Origin of the sequence: Streptomyces sp. NPDC057682 (genome assembly GCF_042799575.1) — a bacterium.
Lineage (GTDB): Bacteria > Actinomycetota > Actinomycetes > Streptomycetales > Streptomycetaceae > Streptomyces.
Genome location: NZ_JBHVIN010000032.1, coordinates 24105 through 38108 on the forward strand (window position 1 = coordinate 24105; position 14004 = coordinate 38108).

15 protein-coding genes are annotated in these 14004 nt (G+C 71.6%); 12 read left to right on the top strand and 3 right to left on the bottom strand.

The window, feature by feature from the left end; all coding sequences use genetic code 11:
- Positions 1-8: 8 nt before the first annotated feature.
- The 7 genes from ACFVDM_RS37490 (at position 9) to ACFVDM_RS37520 (ending at position 7552) form a co-directional block, all read left to right on the top strand.
- Positions 9-416 carry a GPW/gp25 family protein gene (locus tag ACFVDM_RS37490; RefSeq protein WP_018101386.1) on the top strand — a complete coding sequence of 136 codons (408 nt, stop codon included), beginning with the start codon at positions 9-11 and terminating at the stop codon, positions 414-416.
- Positions 416-2371, top strand: coding sequence for a putative baseplate assembly protein (locus ACFVDM_RS37495; protein ID WP_383651173.1), 1956 nt, complete (start codon positions 416-418; stop codon positions 2369-2371). Before ACFVDM_RS37490 ends, ACFVDM_RS37495 begins: the two co-directional genes overlap by 1 nt.
- A complete protein-coding gene (locus ACFVDM_RS37500) occupies positions 2368-2943 on the top strand; it encodes a phage tail protein (protein WP_383651174.1) in 576 nt (191 codons plus the stop codon). Before ACFVDM_RS37495 ends, ACFVDM_RS37500 begins: the two co-directional genes overlap by 4 nt.
- Positions 2940-4268: an NADase-type glycan-binding domain-containing protein gene (locus tag ACFVDM_RS37505; RefSeq protein ID WP_383651175.1), complete on the top strand. Its 1329-nt coding sequence runs from the start codon at positions 2940-2942 to the stop codon at positions 4266-4268. Before ACFVDM_RS37500 ends, ACFVDM_RS37505 begins: the two co-directional genes overlap by 4 nt.
- A gap of 214 nt (positions 4269-4482) precedes the next feature.
- Positions 4483-5673, top strand: a complete 1191-nt coding sequence (locus ACFVDM_RS37510; protein WP_383651176.1) for a DUF4157 domain-containing protein — start codon at positions 4483-4485, stop codon at positions 5671-5673.
- 8 nt (positions 5674-5681) lie between these two features.
- Positions 5682-6299, top strand: coding sequence for a hypothetical protein (locus tag ACFVDM_RS37515; RefSeq protein WP_383651177.1), 618 nt, complete (start codon positions 5682-5684; stop codon positions 6297-6299).
- A 506-nt stretch (positions 6300-6805) separates the two neighbouring features.
- The gene (locus ACFVDM_RS37520) at positions 6806-7552 is read left to right on the top strand and encodes an SAM-dependent methyltransferase (RefSeq protein WP_383651178.1); all 747 of its coding nucleotides are present in this window, start codon (positions 6806-6808) and stop codon (positions 7550-7552) included.
- Between the two features lie 116 nt (positions 7553-7668).
- Here ACFVDM_RS37520 and ACFVDM_RS37525 read toward each other — a convergent pair whose 3' ends face one another.
- Both ACFVDM_RS37525 and ACFVDM_RS37530 read right to left on the bottom strand, forming a co-directional pair.
- Positions 7669-8262, bottom strand: coding sequence for a hypothetical protein (locus ACFVDM_RS37525; protein ID WP_383651179.1), 594 nt, complete (start codon positions 8260-8262; stop codon positions 7669-7671).
- 162 nt (positions 8263-8424) lie between these two features.
- The gene (locus ACFVDM_RS37530) at positions 8425-8979 is read right to left on the bottom strand and encodes a TetR/AcrR family transcriptional regulator (protein WP_383651180.1); all 555 of its coding nucleotides are present in this window, start codon (positions 8977-8979) and stop codon (positions 8425-8427) included.
- Between the two features lie 103 nt (positions 8980-9082).
- On the opposite strand from ACFVDM_RS37530, the gene ACFVDM_RS37535 reads away from it, so the two are divergent.
- From ACFVDM_RS37535 to ACFVDM_RS37555, 5 genes are all read left to right on the top strand, one after another.
- The gene (locus ACFVDM_RS37535) at positions 9083-10006 is read left to right on the top strand and encodes an NmrA/HSCARG family protein (protein ID WP_383651181.1); all 924 of its coding nucleotides are present in this window, start codon (positions 9083-9085) and stop codon (positions 10004-10006) included.
- Positions 10007-10352: 346 nt separating this feature from the next.
- Entirely contained in the window at positions 10353-10718 is a 366-nt protein-coding gene (locus tag ACFVDM_RS37540) for a hypothetical protein (protein WP_383651182.1), read from the top strand.
- A gap of 520 nt (positions 10719-11238) precedes the next feature.
- Complete coding sequence (locus tag ACFVDM_RS37545; protein WP_383651183.1) at positions 11239-11937, top strand: hypothetical protein; 699 nt, start codon at positions 11239-11241, stop codon at positions 11935-11937.
- 205 nt (positions 11938-12142) lie between these two features.
- A complete protein-coding gene (locus ACFVDM_RS37550; protein ID WP_383651184.1) occupies positions 12143-12487 on the top strand; it encodes an inner-membrane translocator in 345 nt (114 codons plus the stop codon).
- 320 nt (positions 12488-12807) lie between these two features.
- Positions 12808-12945 carry a hypothetical protein gene (locus ACFVDM_RS37555; RefSeq protein ID WP_383651185.1) on the top strand — a complete coding sequence of 46 codons (138 nt, stop codon included), beginning with the start codon at positions 12808-12810 and terminating at the stop codon, positions 12943-12945.
- On the opposite strand, the gene ACFVDM_RS37560 is transcribed toward ACFVDM_RS37555, so the two are convergent.
- On the bottom strand, positions 12942-13859 hold the full coding sequence (locus ACFVDM_RS37560) for a DUF6891 domain-containing protein (RefSeq protein ID WP_383651186.1): 918 nt from the start codon (positions 13857-13859) through the stop codon (positions 12942-12944). The genes ACFVDM_RS37555 and ACFVDM_RS37560 overlap by 4 nt on opposite strands.
- Positions 13860-14004: the final 145 nt, after the last annotated feature.

A 14004-nucleotide genomic window follows, 5' to 3' on the forward strand; every position in this document is an offset into this window, starting at 1 on the left:
GGCGCGGTATGAGCGAGCACGGCTTCATCGGGCGCGGCTGGGGCTTCCCGCTGCGCGTCGGTGCCACGGGCGGTATCGGCATGGTCGAGCGCGAGCAGGAGATCGAGGAGGCCATCGGCCTGATCCTCGGCACCGCGCCCGGCGAGCGGCCCATGCGGCCCGAATTCGGCTGCGGCATCCACGAGTACGTCTTCGCGCCCGGCGACGGCGCCACGGCGGGGCGGATCGCCCATGAGGTGCGTACGTCCCTGGAGCGCTGGGAGCCGCGCATCGAGGTCCGGGACGTGGTCGTCGCGTACGACACCGTCGAGGAAGGCACGCTCTACATCGACGTGCACTACACCGTCCGGTCCACCAACGACCTGCGCAATCTCGTCTTCCCCTTCTACACGATCCCCGAGGCGGGAGCCCGCTGATGTCCCTGACCCCGCCCAATCTGGACGACCGCCGCTTCCAGCAGCTCGTGGACGAGGCCAAGCGGTACGTCCAGCAGCGCTCGCCCGAGTGGACCGACCACAATGTGTCGGACCCCGGGGTCACGCTGATCGAGACGTTCGCGTACATGGTCGACCAGCTCCTGTACCGGCTGAACCGGGTGCCGGACCGCAACTACTTCGCCTTCCTGGACCTGCTCGGCGTGCGGCTGTTCCCGCCGGCGGCCGCGCGGGCCGACGTCGACTTCTGGCTGTCCGCGCCCCAGCCGGACACCGTGCGCCTCCCGGCCGGTACGGAGGTGGCGACCGCGCGCGGCGAGACGGAGGAGGCGGTCGTCTTCTCGACCGGCGAGGACCTGGCGATCGTGCCGAGTTCCCTCGTCCGCCTGGTCACGGTCCCGGCGTCCGGCGAGCAGACCGACCGCACCGGGCCGCTGGCCGAGGGCCGGGACATCCCCTGCTTCCAGGCCCGGCCGCAGCCCGGCGACGCCCTCCTGTTCGGGCTGCCCACCGCCGTACCCCGCTGCATCGTCGCCGTACGCCTGGACAGCCGGGTCGAGGGCGTCGGCGTCGACCCCCGGCAGCCGCCGCTGGCCTGGGAGGCGTGGGACGGCGCCCGCTGGATGCCCTGTGCGACCGGCACCGACTCCACCGGCGGGCTCAACAGGCCCGGTGAAGTCACGGTGTTCGTGCCCGCCGGGCACACCGAGTCCGTGACCGCGGGCATCCGGGCGGGGTGGCTGCGCTGCCGGGTCACCGAGGCCGCCCCCGGCCAGCCCTTCTACTCCGAGTCCCCGACGATCCGCGAGGCGGAGGTCTTCACCGTCGGCGGCACGGCCGGCGTCGAGCACGCGGAGACCGTGTACGACGTCCCGCTCGGCACGTCCGAGGGGGTCGCTGGCCAGACGTTCGCCGCGCCCAGGACACCCGTCCTGCTCGACGGCGAACCGCCGCTCGTGGAGGTGTCGTCGGCCGACGGCTGGCAGACCTGGACCCCGGTCGAGCACTTCGGCGCGTCCGGTCCCGGCGACCGGCATGTGCGGATCGACGCCGTCGCGGGTCTGTTCGCCTTCCCGCCCGAGGTGCGCGAGGCGGACGGCACCATGCGGGCGTACGGGGCGGTGCCCCCGAAGGGCGCCCATATCCGGCTCCCCCGCTACCGCACGGGCGGCGGCGCCGCCGGCAATGTGGCGCGCGGCGCGATCCGCGTGCTGCGCAGCTCCGTCCCGTACGTCGCCGGGGTCGACAACCGGGAGGCGGCGCGCGGCGGCGTGGACGGCGAGACCGTCGAGAACGCGAAGGTCCGCGCCCCGCAGGTCCTCCGCGTCCAGGAGCGTGCCGTCACCGCCGAGGACCACGAGGCGATCGCCCGCGAGGCCGCGCCCTCGCTGCGCCGGGTCCGCTGCCTGCCCGCCGCTCCCGGCGAGGGGGGCGCGGTCCGGGTCCTGGTCGTGCCGGACGCCGTCCCCGACGAGGGCGGCCGGCTCCGCTTCGAGCAGTTGGTCCCGCCGGACGCCGTGCTCGCGGCCGTGGCCGGACGGCTGGACGAACGGCGGCTCGTCGGCACCCGTCTGGTGGTCGAGCCCCCCGCCTACCAGGGCGTCACCGTCGTCGCCGGACTGGTCGCGGACGAGGGCGACACGGACCGCGTCCGGACCGCCGCGCTCGACGCGCTGTTCCGCCACATCGACCCGCTGAGGGGCGGCGCGGACGGCACCGGCTGGGCGTTCGGCAGGCCCGTGCAGTACGGGGAGGTGTTCGCCGTGCTCCAGGCCGTGCCCGGTGTCCGACTCGTCGAGGAGGTCCGCCTGTTCCCCGCCGATCCGCTCACCGGACGGCGCGGCGGTGCGGTGGACCGCATCGACGTCGCCCCGAACGCCCTGGTCTTCTCCCACCAGCACCAGATCGCGGTCACCGCCGCCGGGGAGCGCCGATGACACGGGCCGCCGTCCCCGGCCTCCCCAGCCGCTACCCGATCGGCGCGCTGCTGCCCGCCCTGTACGCGGACGACGACCTCGCCCAGCGCTTCACGGCGGGCCTGGACACGGTCCTCGCCCCGGTCCTGTCCACGCTCGACAACCTCCCCGCCTACTTCGATCCCGCGCTGGCCCCGGACGACTTCCTGCCCTGGCTCTCCTCCTGGGTCGGCGCGGGCATCGACCCGGCCTGGCCGGAGGACCGCCGCCGCGCCGCGATCGCCCGCGCCGTGGAACTCCACCGCCGGCGCGGCACCCGCCAGGGCCTGGCGGACCAGCTGCGCCTCTGCTTCGGCGTGGAGGCGGAGATCCTTGACGGCGGCGGCGTCACCTGGTCGTCCGCACCGGGCTCCGCGCTGCCGCCCGCCCCGACGGGCGAACTGCTGGTACGGGTCCGGCCCCTGACCGGCCGTGTGCCGGACGAGGCCCGCCTCCTGGCGGTGGTCCGTGCCTCCTGCCCGGCGCACCTGACGTGCCGGGTCGAGATCCTGCCGGGCACCCCGGCCGCCGACGAGACCGGGAGCCCGACATGACCCGCCCCTGCCCGACCTGCGGCACCGCGAACGCGGAGAACGAGGACTTCTGCGGGAGTTGCGGTGCGTATCTGGGGTGGTCGACGCGGACACGGGCCGGGGGGCCGGCTGCGGATTCGGTGGCTCCGGATTCGGTGCCTCCGGATTCGGTGGCGGACGCGCGTCCGGAGGCGGCTTCGGGCCCCGAGTCCGATGGGGCTTCGGGCCCGGTTTCGGGCCCGGCTTCGGGTTCGGGCCCGGCTTCGGGTTCGGGCCCGGCTTCGGGTTCCGCGCCGGGGCCGGAGCGGCGTACGGCTCCGGGCTCTGCCGCGCCCGACGTACCCGCCGTAACCGCCCCAACTGCCGTGCCCGCCACACCTGCAGCACCCGAACCGGACCCGGGTCCCGCGCCGGAACCCCGGCCGTCCCCCGTCCCGCGCCCGGCTGCCGCGCGCCCCCCCGCGCCCGCACCCGTACAACCGGCACGGCCGAAACCTCCGGAGTCGGCGTCCGCGTCTGCGTCGGCATCGGCGTCGGCATCTGCTTCGGAACCGGAACGGGCCGAGGAGCCCGTGGGCGCGGTCCTGCCCGGCGTACCCGTGGCCGCCCGGCCCACGGTCAGGACGGCCGCGGTGGACGGCGAACCGGACGGCGAGCCCTGCCCCTCCTGCGGAACGAACAACCGTCCGGGCCGCACGTTCTGCCGCGCGTGCGCGCAGCCCCTGAAGCCGCGTGCCCAGGCGGCTCCGCTGCCGTGGTGGCGGACCAGGTGGCCGTTCAACCGCCGGGTGAGAGCGGGCTCGGGCCGCCTGCTGCGGGGCAGCCTGATCGCCCTGGTGGTGGCGGGTCTCCTGGTCGCGGGCTTCCTGCTGGTTCCGGCCGGGCGTTACGTCGTGGAGGACGTACGGGACAAGCTCGGCGGCGCGGGCGAGGTCAGCCCGGTGAAGGTGTCCGCGAACGCGACCGCCCCCGGACACCCGGCGAAGGCTGCGGTGGACGGCGTGACGAACACGTACTGGGGCGCCCCGAAGACGGGGGACGCGCTGACGGCGGAGTTCGAGGACCCGTTCCGGCTGGTCGGGGTCACGGTCCACACGGGCGTCTCGACGAAGCCGGAGGTCTTCCAGAAAGGGGCCAGGCCGACCCGGGCCGACCTCAGCATCACGACGAAGGACGGGACGGTCCACGAGAAGACGATGACCCTGGCCGACAAGCCGGGCGAGCAGACCGTGCGGATGGGCATCAGCGACGTCGTGTCGATCCGCTTCACGGTCCGCGAGGCGGCCGGGGAGAGCAGCGGACACCCGATCGCCCTGGGCGAGATCGAGTACTTCAAGCGCACCTGAGGCGGCTCCTGCCTCGTACATGAGCGACGGCGGTGAGACCGGCCCCGCCTCTTACGCAAGAGGCGTCGGCCGTCCTCACCGCCGTCACGGCCGACGGAACGTCCCCCAACGGTTGCGCTCCCGGGCCACCCAACTGTGCCCCGCCGGACCTGGAACCGCCCCCGCGGCCCGGGATATGCAGGGAGGGACACGCTCCCCGCAGGAAGAGGTCCCCATGCGCAGCCAGGACGGTGCCGAGAAGGCAGGTGCGGCGCGCGGGCCCGGAGGGGCCCGTAAGTCGGGGGTGACGGCCGCCGCGCCCGCCACCGAGTGGCTCGCGCTGCAGGGCAGCGTCGGGAACGCGGCGGTCGTCCAGATGCTGCGGGCCGCCGGCCATCCGCACTGCGGTCACGAGGACGCGGAGCAGCCGGTGCAGCGTTCGACCGTCGACAGCGTGCTGCGCTCCGCCGGGCGGCCGCTGGACGGCGCGGTCCGGTCCGAGATGGAGTCGCGGCTCGGGGCGGACTTCTCGGACGTCCGCGTCCACACCGACGCCGCCGCACGGGCCTCGGCCGCCGAGGTCGGCGCGCGGGCCTACACCTCGGGGCACCACGTGGTCATCGGCGAGGGCGGGGCCGACAAGCACACGCTGGCCCATGAGCTGACCCATGTCATCCAGCAACGGCACGGGCCGGTCGCGGGCACCGACAACGGCTCCGGGCTGCGCGTGTCCGACCCGTCGGACCGGTTCGAGCGGGCGGCGGAGGCCAACGCGACGCGGGTGATGCGGGGCCCCGCGCCCGTACAGCGTGAGGAGGCCGGGGCCCCGGCCGCCACGCGTACCCGTCCCGCGGTCGTCCAGCGCGCTCCGCTCTCCGGCTACAACCAGCGGGTCGACTATCCGCAGGGCGCCCGCAGCGTGACGGTCAACGGTCAGGCGGGCGATGTGGGAATCGAGATGAAGGGGGACCTCTTCCCCGGCCACCTCGGTACGGGAGAGGCGCCCCAGGTGCAGCCCGCGTGGTGGCCCCCGAGCGGGACGCCGATCGGGGACTGGTTCAGGAACTACATGGTCCAGGGGCACCTCCTGAACCACAATCTGGGTGGTTCGGGCAAGCACCTGGAGAACCTGACCCCGCTGGTCAAGCAGGCCAACAGCCAGCACCACGCGAAGGTGGAGAAGGGCCTCAAGGCGGCCGTGCTCCAGAAGGGCTACACCGCCCGGTATCACGTGACGGCGGACTTCAGTTCCCACCCCACATCGGCCGATATGAAGATGACGCCGGGATCTCCGGAGGCCGTCGCCTTCGACACCATCTACCGGTTCGGCCTGCCGGGGAAGATCAGGGCGGAATACACCTTGTACGACGCCAAGGGCAAGGAAGTGGGTGGGGACGCGTGGGAGATCGAGAACAACAACATGTAGGACGTCACGTGAGTGACGCACGGCAACGGCTCGACGCGCTGGTCGCCTCTCTCCGCGAGAACCCTCGCGTCGAGCTGCTGAACCACGCGCTGACCGATCCCCTGCCCGCCGACCGGCTGTCCCGGGTCATCGAGGAGTCGGGCGCCCGGCTCCCCGCCGGAGTGGAGGACTTCTACCGGCAGGTCGGGTCCTTCACGCTCGACTGGCGGTCCGCCGCGGGCGACGGGCAGGGCCGCGGCGCGATCGACGTGCTGCCCCTCGACCGCGTGCTCGGGGACTGGAGCGGGGTGACCTGGTTCCCCCGGGGCGACCAGGAGTTCCGCCCCGTGGTGCCCTTCGACTTCTTCGCCCCGGAAGCGTGCGTCGCGTTCGAGCGGGGCGAGGACGGCGTCTTCGCCGAGCAGGTCAGCTACCACTACTTCGGTGAGGAACTGGCGTCCACCGGCCGCACCTTCGCCGAGTACGTCGATCTCCTGATCGCCTCACGCGGCTACTGGTACTGGCCCACGTCCCTGTGCGCCGGATACGAGGACAGCGCGGAGGTCGCGGACTTCCGCCGCACCATGCCGCTGCTCTTCCCGGACCACGACGACGCGCTGTTCCAGCCGGTGCCGCGGGAGCGTTAGCGCCTCATCCGGCAGAGCGAGGCTGTACGGCCTCGGACGGCCGGCCCCGCGGCCCCGGCGGCCCCCGCGGCCCCGGTCGTCCGGCGGGGGTGTTAGCTTGGGTGCCAGAGCGATGATCGGTTCGCTCACGGAGACATGAGGAGGTGTGTTGATGACTGTCGTGGAGACCACTGCCGTGTGCGGTGCTCGGATCATCCTCACCTCCCGGGCCTCGTCCTGACCTTGGGCTGTCTTTCTCCTTCGTAGGAGCTTTTTCGGCACGCCTTCGTCCGACGGGGTCCTCGTTCAAGGGTCTCCATCGTGTTTCATCACTCTCTTTCCCCTCCCTCCGTTCTCTCTTGCCCTGAGCACGTTCTGACGTCGGCCGATTACGGCTGGGACGCCGGACGTGAGCGCTCCTTCGCCCTGTCGCGGGCCGAAGGACTGGTTCCGGGCCGCGTGGTGCGGGCCGAACGCGCCCTCAAGCAGTCCCCCCACTTCACGGCATGACGAAAAGGAACCTGGTCATGGACCTCCCCCGTATCTTCACCATCCGCGAGAGCGGCCACCGCATCCACAACCCGCTGACCGCCGAGAAATTCGCCACCCTGGGCGCGTCGCTCCGTCTCCCCGCCGGGACCCGGGTCCTCGATCTGGCCAGCGGCTCCGGCGAAATGCTCTGCACCTGGGCACGCGACCTGGGCTTCACCGGCACGGGAGTCGACATCAGCACACTCTTCACCCAGCAGGCCCGGACGCGCGCGGTCGAACTCGGAGTCGCCGACCGGGTCGAGTTCGTCCACGGCGACGCGGCCGGCCACGTCGCGGACCGGCCCGTCGACCTGGCCGCCTGCGTCGGTGCCACCTGGATCGGCGACGGCGTCGCCGGAACGGTCGAACTGCTGGAGCGCAGCCTGCGCCCCGGCGGTCTGATGCTGATCGGTGAGCCCTTCTGGCGGCGGACCCCTCCGGACGAGGAGACCGCCAGGGCCTGCCACGCCACCTCGCTCGCCGACTTCCTGGAACTCCACGGGCTGATCGGACAGTTCCAGGACCTCGGTTACGACGTCGTGGAAATGACGCTGTCCGACCAGGACAGCTGGGACCGGTACGCGGCGGCCCAATGGCTCACCATGCGCCGCTGGCTCGACGAGAACCCGGATGACGAACTGGCCCCCGAGGTGAGGGAGGAACTCGCCACCGAGCCCGCCCAGTACGCGCGCTACGGGCGTGAGTACCTCAGCTGGGGAGTCTTCGCCCTCATGAAGCGCTGACCCCGTCGCTCCACGCGGGCCCGGACGGAATGCCGTCCGGGCCCGCCGCGATGTGCGAGGAAGCGGGGGTACGGCTTCGCGGACGCCGACGGCGGGGCGGGCCGGGGCAGCAGGTCTTACGGGGAGGGCGCGGCCGTGGGCCCCTGGACTTCCAGGACGACGGCCGTGCCGCCGACGGTCCGGTCCTCGTGCATCGTGATCGTGTGGCCGGGCCGGAGGTGTCGCCACTGCGAGGGGTCGAGAGGGGCGAGCCGTACGGAGGAACGCTCGCCCGGCCCCAGGGTGGGAGTGAACTCGACCCACAGGGCCGCGATGTCGAGCGCTTCCTCACCGGTGGGTGCGCGGTTCCCGATGCTCCACATCGGCCGGAGCACGCCGGCTCCGGAGAACGGCGTCCGCCGTGTGCTCTCACCGGGCGGCCGAAGCGTGAGATCGGCCCGGATGATCCCGTTCCGGGTTTCGTAGCAGCGCCAGTGGCACCAGGCCGTGCTTCTCTCCATCCGCATCTGCTCCGCGGCCGTGGCGAGGCCCTCCCAGAAGCCGGGCGGAAGGGGGCGGGCGTCGCCGAGTTCCTCCAGCAGGCCGAGGGCCACCTCCCATTCGTCGTGGACGAGGTAGTCCCAGACATCGTCGATCGTGATGTCGTTCTCGGTGGCGATCCCCGAAGGGACCAGCAGGGAGGCGGCTTCGAGCAGCTCGGGGACGTCCATGCGGTGATTGTGGGGCACTGACGGGTGCAGGAGCGCGTCGTGGGTGGACCCGGGACGGGCGAGCCATGCTCAAAACCTGTGGATCGGCTTCGGGCCGGCATGCGAAGGGCGTACCTTCCAGAGTGATCGACTGGGGGGCACCGAGCAGCCGGTGTGCCTGGTTCAGGTCTGCGGACTCAGTCCCGCCACGGCCAGCCGGAACAGCCGGTCCGCCTGGGCTGCGGGGTCGGGGTAGTGCTCCGTGGCCAGGACGATGCCGACGATCAGCGTGATCAGGTCGGCGACAGTGACGCCTGACGCCAGCGCGCCGTCCTGTACGGCGCGGCGCAGCAGAGGGCCTGCCGCCTCTTCCAGTGCCGCCGAGCAGCTGTTCTCGTGCACCGGGCCGTCGTAGGCGAGTGCGGCCGCCAGCCCCCGGGCGGCGACGGAGTAGGTGACGACGTCATCAAGCCACTCCAGGAGCGCGTTCCGGCTGTCGCCCTTGCCGGTCAGGTCATGGGCTCGGACACACAGGGCCTCGATCCGTTCCCGGGAGACTGCCTCCAGCAGTGCACGGCGCGTGGGGAAGTGTCGGCGCACGGTTGCTGAGCCGACCCCCGCGGTGCGGGCGATCTGTTCCAGGGAGGCGTCGGCGCCATGGGCAGCGACCTCCTTCTCGGCCACGGCGAGGATGCGCGTGTAGTTGCGTCGGGCGTCCGCACGCTGGTGCTCGGGCATGGCGTCACCTCCAGGATTGATAAGTGGCGGGCACCGCCGTATCGTACGCGAACATAAACGGCGGGCCCCGCCGTTTAATCGGCGAGCAACCCGAGGAAGCATGATGTCCACAGATTCCGCACCCGTCCTGGTCACCGGCGCGACCGGCAGGCAGGGTGGGGCCACCGCCCGCGCACTGCTTGCGGCGGGCGTTCCCGTCCGCGCCCTGGTGCGCGACCCGGCCACCGACCGGGCCGAGGCCATCGAGGCATTCGGCGCCGAACTGGTCACCGGCGACCTCCATGACCGCGAGTCCGTGATCCGGGCCGCCGAGGGTGCCCGCGCCGTCTTCTCCGTGCAGATGCCCGGTTTCACCGCAGAAGGCTTCGATTTCGAAGGGGAGGTGGCCCAGGGCGTCAACCTCATCGAGGGCGCGAAAGCCGCCGGAGTGCCGCAGTTCGTGCACACATCCGTCACCGGCGCCGGCCAACACACCGGAACCCCCGGCTGGGCCGAAGGCCGCTGGGCTTCGATGGAACCCACCCTGGGCGCCAAGAGTGCGATCCAGGACCGGGTCCGCGCGGCCGGTTTCCCCCACTGGACGCTCCTCAAGCCGGGCTTCTTCATGGAGAACTTCCTCCCGTCCATGGCGTTTCTGTTCCCGCGCGGCGTCGAGGGCGGCCTGGTGAGCGTTCTCAACCCCGGGACTCGGCTGTCCCTGGTCGCGGTGGATGACATCGGCAGGGCGGCCGCCGCAGCCATCACCGAGCCCGAGCGATTCGACGGGGTCGAACTGGAGCTGGCGAGCGACTACCTGTCGATGACGGAGATCGCCGAGGTCCTCTCTCGTGCTCTGGGCACGCGACTGTCCGCGCCGGACATGACGGAGGAGGAGGCCCTCTCCGCCGGAATGCCGGCGATGGGCGCCGGCCACGAGTGGCTGAACGCGGCCGGCCAGCCTGGCCGCCCGCACTACGCGAGGAACCTCGGCATCCCGCTCACCAGCTTCGCGGAATGGGCGCAGGAGCACATGCGACCCACTGCCTGACACGGCCCCGGGGTCCCGTCAGGGGGGCCAGGTTCTCTCCGGCCACGACGCCGCCACCCACTCACCACGAGTGCAGCCCTGATTCCCACGCAAGCCGTCCACAGAATGTGGCAATTCCTCAGGACGGGCAGGAGAACGCCGACCGCGGAATCTCTCCTGCCCCGCAAGCGGCAAAGGGTGCGCACCCGTCGGCATGGTGAGCCACACCGGGGAGGGCGCTCGAAAATTTTGTCCGCAGTGATGAAAGGGGCCTGCCGGACATCGCCAGGACCGCGAAGACTCGCATCGACGCCGCCACCGGCCCGATTCGAGGGCCGGGACCGCGAACGACCTGGAGGACGTACCCATGAGCAGGAGAACTCCGCGCAGGCTGGCCACGACCGCGGCACTCACCGTCGCCGTACTCTGCGGAACCGGACTCGCCGCCACAGCCGCACCGGCCCACAGCCCGGCCGTCGCCCCGGGCACACCGCCCCCGGCGGCAAGCAGTACGCCCGACGGTCTGCGGTTCGACTCCGGGTGGACCGCAGAAGGGTGGTACCTGCCGCCCGACGTGTACATCGTCTACTGCTTCATCCACGGTGAAACCCGCACCGCCAACGGCCGCACCAGCAACGTCTGGCTGCTGGTCAAATACGGCAACACCCGTGTCTGGGTGAACAAGATCTACCTCAGCGCCGCCGACTACAACGTAGGCCTGCCCCGCTGCTGACCCGGCACGGCTCCAGAGCGGGCGAATCGCCCCGGCTTCCCGACGAGGCGTGCATGGCGGCCGGAGGCAGGGTCCTTCTCCTGCGGTTCTACCGATCCACCCGGATCAGCCGGTGTGTCCGGCGCTTGAGACCGCCTCCGCCGACCGGCGTAGGCGTGGTGAGCACAGGGGGACAGCATAAATCGCAGCAAACGTAAGTGGACGGTCGCGGCGGGAGTGCTGCTGACGGTTGCGGCGGGCACGGTGCCGGCCCAAGCAGCCGCACAGGGAGGCCGTGCGGACAAGAGTCAGGGCAACAAGCAGCAGATCATGCGGTTGGTCCGGGCGTACTTCGTCGAGCGGGACAAGGGCTGGCTCACCGCGGAGGGGACCGTCGCGAAGAGCCTCGCCGGTGGTGAGGTGGCCGACGGCCCCCGGCGGCTGGCGTCCTCCACGTCCCGTATCGCGGCGCAGGTGAGGGCCGAGAGCGGGCTGCGTGTCGAGGAGGTGAGTACGGGGACCTCCCGCCATCCCCGGGTCCGTGTACAGCGACCCGTACATCGTCGAGCTGGAGCGCCAGAAGAAGTCGAAGAACTGGCGCATCGTGAAGGTCGGGTACGCGACCGTTCCCCTGACCGACGCCGACGGTGGATCGGCCAGTGCGTCCCGGGTGCGGGACGCGATGCTGTATGTGCGAGGCGTGGGGCATCCTTCGGCCGTCGGCGACATCAGCCCGCAGGTTGTGTGCGACGTCTTCGACGGGGCCGGGCGAGCCGTCCTCGCCGCCGGCGCGGTACGCACCCCGGGGAGACGGGACGCGGCGTTCGAGCGCCTGGTCGGCGAGTGGATCGGCCGCTGCGGTCCGGAGGCGCGGCGGAGATTCGGGGGCGTGCTGCGCGAAAGGGACCACGACGGGCTCCGCCGGCTGCTGGAAGCCGACGGGGTGGCCAAAGCCCGTGCGGTCTCCGGAGAGGCGGGGTACTCCGGCACGGCGGCACTCCGTCTGGCCCGCTACTGCGCCCCTGACGAGAGGTGGCCGGTGCCACAACCGAGCGAGGCCGTACTGAACCTCGCGGTCCCGTACCACGACGACGCCGGGGCGACGTGGCGGATGCACGTCCCGCCCCCGTGCGAGGCCGCCCGCTTCCACCTGCGCACCGAGGCGTTCCAGGGCACCGGGCGGCTCGTGGCAGGGGAATTCGACAACGGCGCGGACGCCCTGCTCATCACGCGGAAGTGAGCGGAACCGGCGGGTGGCAGTGGGCTCCGTTGCGGGCGCAGTGCGCGGTGGGTTCCCCACAGCGTCCGGGCCCTCGGGCCGGCTCGAACCGCGTGTCCGCGGAGGTTCTCCGGGGCCGAACCGGCCGATGAAGGAGGGAGCACGTCTGGGTTGCGAGTCGGCGACGGACCGTTCGGAAGGATGTCTTCCGGGCGATTGTGGGGGCATGCCCGATCATGATGACGAACGGCCTTCGACGCCCGGCACGGAGGGCGCGTTCGCCGGAGGGTGTGTGCTGCTGCTCGTCCTGGTGGCGGATGTGGCGGCCGCGCTGTTGATCGCCGTCGTGCTCGCCGTTCGAGGCCTGCACCGGATGGACAGCGGCTCCGGGCAGACGGCTGCCGGCGGGGGTTCGCAGGACTGGACTCCGGTGCTGGGCTTCGGCGTGCTGTCCCTGGTGGTCGGCGTCACAGCCGTCGTACTGCTGCGGATCGAGCATCGTGTGACCGGGGTGGTGCAGATGGTGCTCTGCGTCCTCGTGGCACTCGTCGCGCTGGCGTCCTGGCCGTGACGGCCGTGCTCCCCGTGCGGTCGGGACAGCCAGCCGGTGAAGACCCGGGCAGGACGGTGGTGCTGGAGCAGACGTGCGGGAGATGTCGACACAGCGGGGGGCGGTCGATCCCGGGCCGGTTTACGGGGGGGGGTGCGCCGGCCCCCTCACGGTCACAGCTCGCGTTCGCGGGGGCCTTGCCTTCGTAAAGCCACTCTGGGCCGATCGCGACCGGACCCATGATCACGAAGACGAATTCGCATGTCTGATCGCGGGGAGTGTGTCGTGAGCCGTAGATGGGTGAAGGTCCTGGGGATCACGCTGGTCGTTACAGCTCGAAGGTGAGCCGTACCTGGCTGCGACAGCGCAACATCGCCCACACCATCCCCGAACACGCGGACCAGATCGCCACCGCCTCCGGCGCGGCCGTGCCGGCGGCCGCCCCTCATGTGGGTGTGATCTTCGACGCCGGTTCCTAGCCGACCAGGCGGCGGCGCCAATCCAAGGGGGTGACGGTGATGGCGTGGCCGGGGTCATGATCCCACTCGGTGTGGAGGCCGACTGCTTCGAGGGCTGCCACGACCTCGTGGCCGATGGCTGCAGTGGTCTCGGACGAGTCGTCAAAGCCGCCGTAGAGGAGCATCAGTCCGTGTCCAGCTGCGGCGGAGTCCGTGCACTGGGTGTGGAAGTAGACGAAGCCGCGGGCGTTGGGCTCGCCTTCGCCGCCGATCTCGGACTGGCCACAGCTACGGCAACAGGTGAAGTTCTCGCGGGCTGTGATACCGGCCTCCTGCAGGGCGGTGAACGCGCGGGTGAGCCGCTCAGGGTCGGTCTCGCGCTGCCAATTGGCCTGCTCCGCAACCCGCTCCAGCCACAACTGGTCGGCCAGCGCCTCCGCCTGCTCGCGCGACACGGGCCGACGGTCCTTGGTGACCAGGTACTCCTCCGCAAGCTCGGCCAGTTCGGCGCGGGAAGCGTAGCCGCCGACCAAAACCTCGCGGACGCGCTTCTCCAACTCCACGCGCTCGTCCTCGTCGAGGTCGAGCGGCGGCACCTCACGGGCGGGGCCCATGTCCAGCAGCGACCAAACCGGACCACCGTCCCACCCGGCCTCCTGGCGGGCCCAGCCGGTCATCGCCGCAATCACGGCCTCGGGTCCGTCGACCATCGCCTGGAAGTGCCGGTCAGCGGCACCGTCGCGGTACTCCAGCGTGTAGTCACCACCGGCCTTGTGCCAGACCTGGGCGAAAACGTCAGGCAGGTCGGGTATCCGCTGGACCACCAGGAACAGGTCACCATCACCACCGATTCGCCGGACCAACCCAGCCAACTCCTCGGCGGACACACGGACGTGCCGCTCCCCGTTCTCCGTCTGCACCACGATCTCAAGCATGCCCAGACTCTGACACACCCCTCTGACCGCAGATTTCCCGGGCCCCACGACGCAACTGCTGCTCCGACAGCCGACCAGTCCTGATCCCGGTGGTCGTTGACCGAAGTTTGACGACAGTACCTGGCAATCCGCTGCAGGGCGGTCC

What these genes read in the sequence shown, in the direction of transcription:
- ACFVDM_RS37490 (WP_018101386.1), top strand. Translation starts at nt 9, where the DNA reads ATGAGCGAGCACGGCTTCATCGGGCGCGGCTGGGGCTTCCCGCTGCGC.
- ACFVDM_RS37495 (WP_383651173.1), top strand. Translation starts at nt 416, where the DNA reads ATGTCCCTGACCCCGCCCAATCTGGACGACCGCCGCTTCCAGCAGCTC.
- ACFVDM_RS37500 (WP_383651174.1), top strand. Translation starts at nt 2,368, where the DNA reads ATGACACGGGCCGCCGTCCCCGGCCTCCCCAGCCGCTACCCGATCGGC.
- ACFVDM_RS37505 (WP_383651175.1), top strand. Translation starts at nt 2,940, where the DNA reads ATGACCCGCCCCTGCCCGACCTGCGGCACCGCGAACGCGGAGAACGAG.
- ACFVDM_RS37510 (WP_383651176.1), top strand. Translation starts at nt 4,483, where the DNA reads ATGCGCAGCCAGGACGGTGCCGAGAAGGCAGGTGCGGCGCGCGGGCCC.
- ACFVDM_RS37520 (WP_383651178.1), top strand. Translation starts at nt 6,806, where the DNA reads ATGGACCTCCCCCGTATCTTCACCATCCGCGAGAGCGGCCACCGCATC.
- ACFVDM_RS37525 (WP_383651179.1), bottom strand. Translation starts at nt 8,262, where the DNA reads ATGGACGTCCCCGAGCTGCTCGAAGCCGCCTCCCTGCTGGTCCCTTCG.
- ACFVDM_RS37530 (WP_383651180.1), bottom strand. Translation starts at nt 8,979, where the DNA reads ATGCCCGAGCACCAGCGTGCGGACGCCCGACGCAACTACACGCGCATC.
- ACFVDM_RS37535 (WP_383651181.1), top strand. Translation starts at nt 9,083, where the DNA reads ATGTCCACAGATTCCGCACCCGTCCTGGTCACCGGCGCGACCGGCAGG.
- ACFVDM_RS37540 (WP_383651182.1), top strand. Translation starts at nt 10,353, where the DNA reads ATGAGCAGGAGAACTCCGCGCAGGCTGGCCACGACCGCGGCACTCACC.
- ACFVDM_RS37550 (WP_383651184.1), top strand. Translation starts at nt 12,143, where the DNA reads ATGCCCGATCATGATGACGAACGGCCTTCGACGCCCGGCACGGAGGGC.
- ACFVDM_RS37560 (WP_383651186.1), bottom strand. Translation starts at nt 13,859, where the DNA reads ATGCTTGAGATCGTGGTGCAGACGGAGAACGGGGAGCGGCACGTCCGT.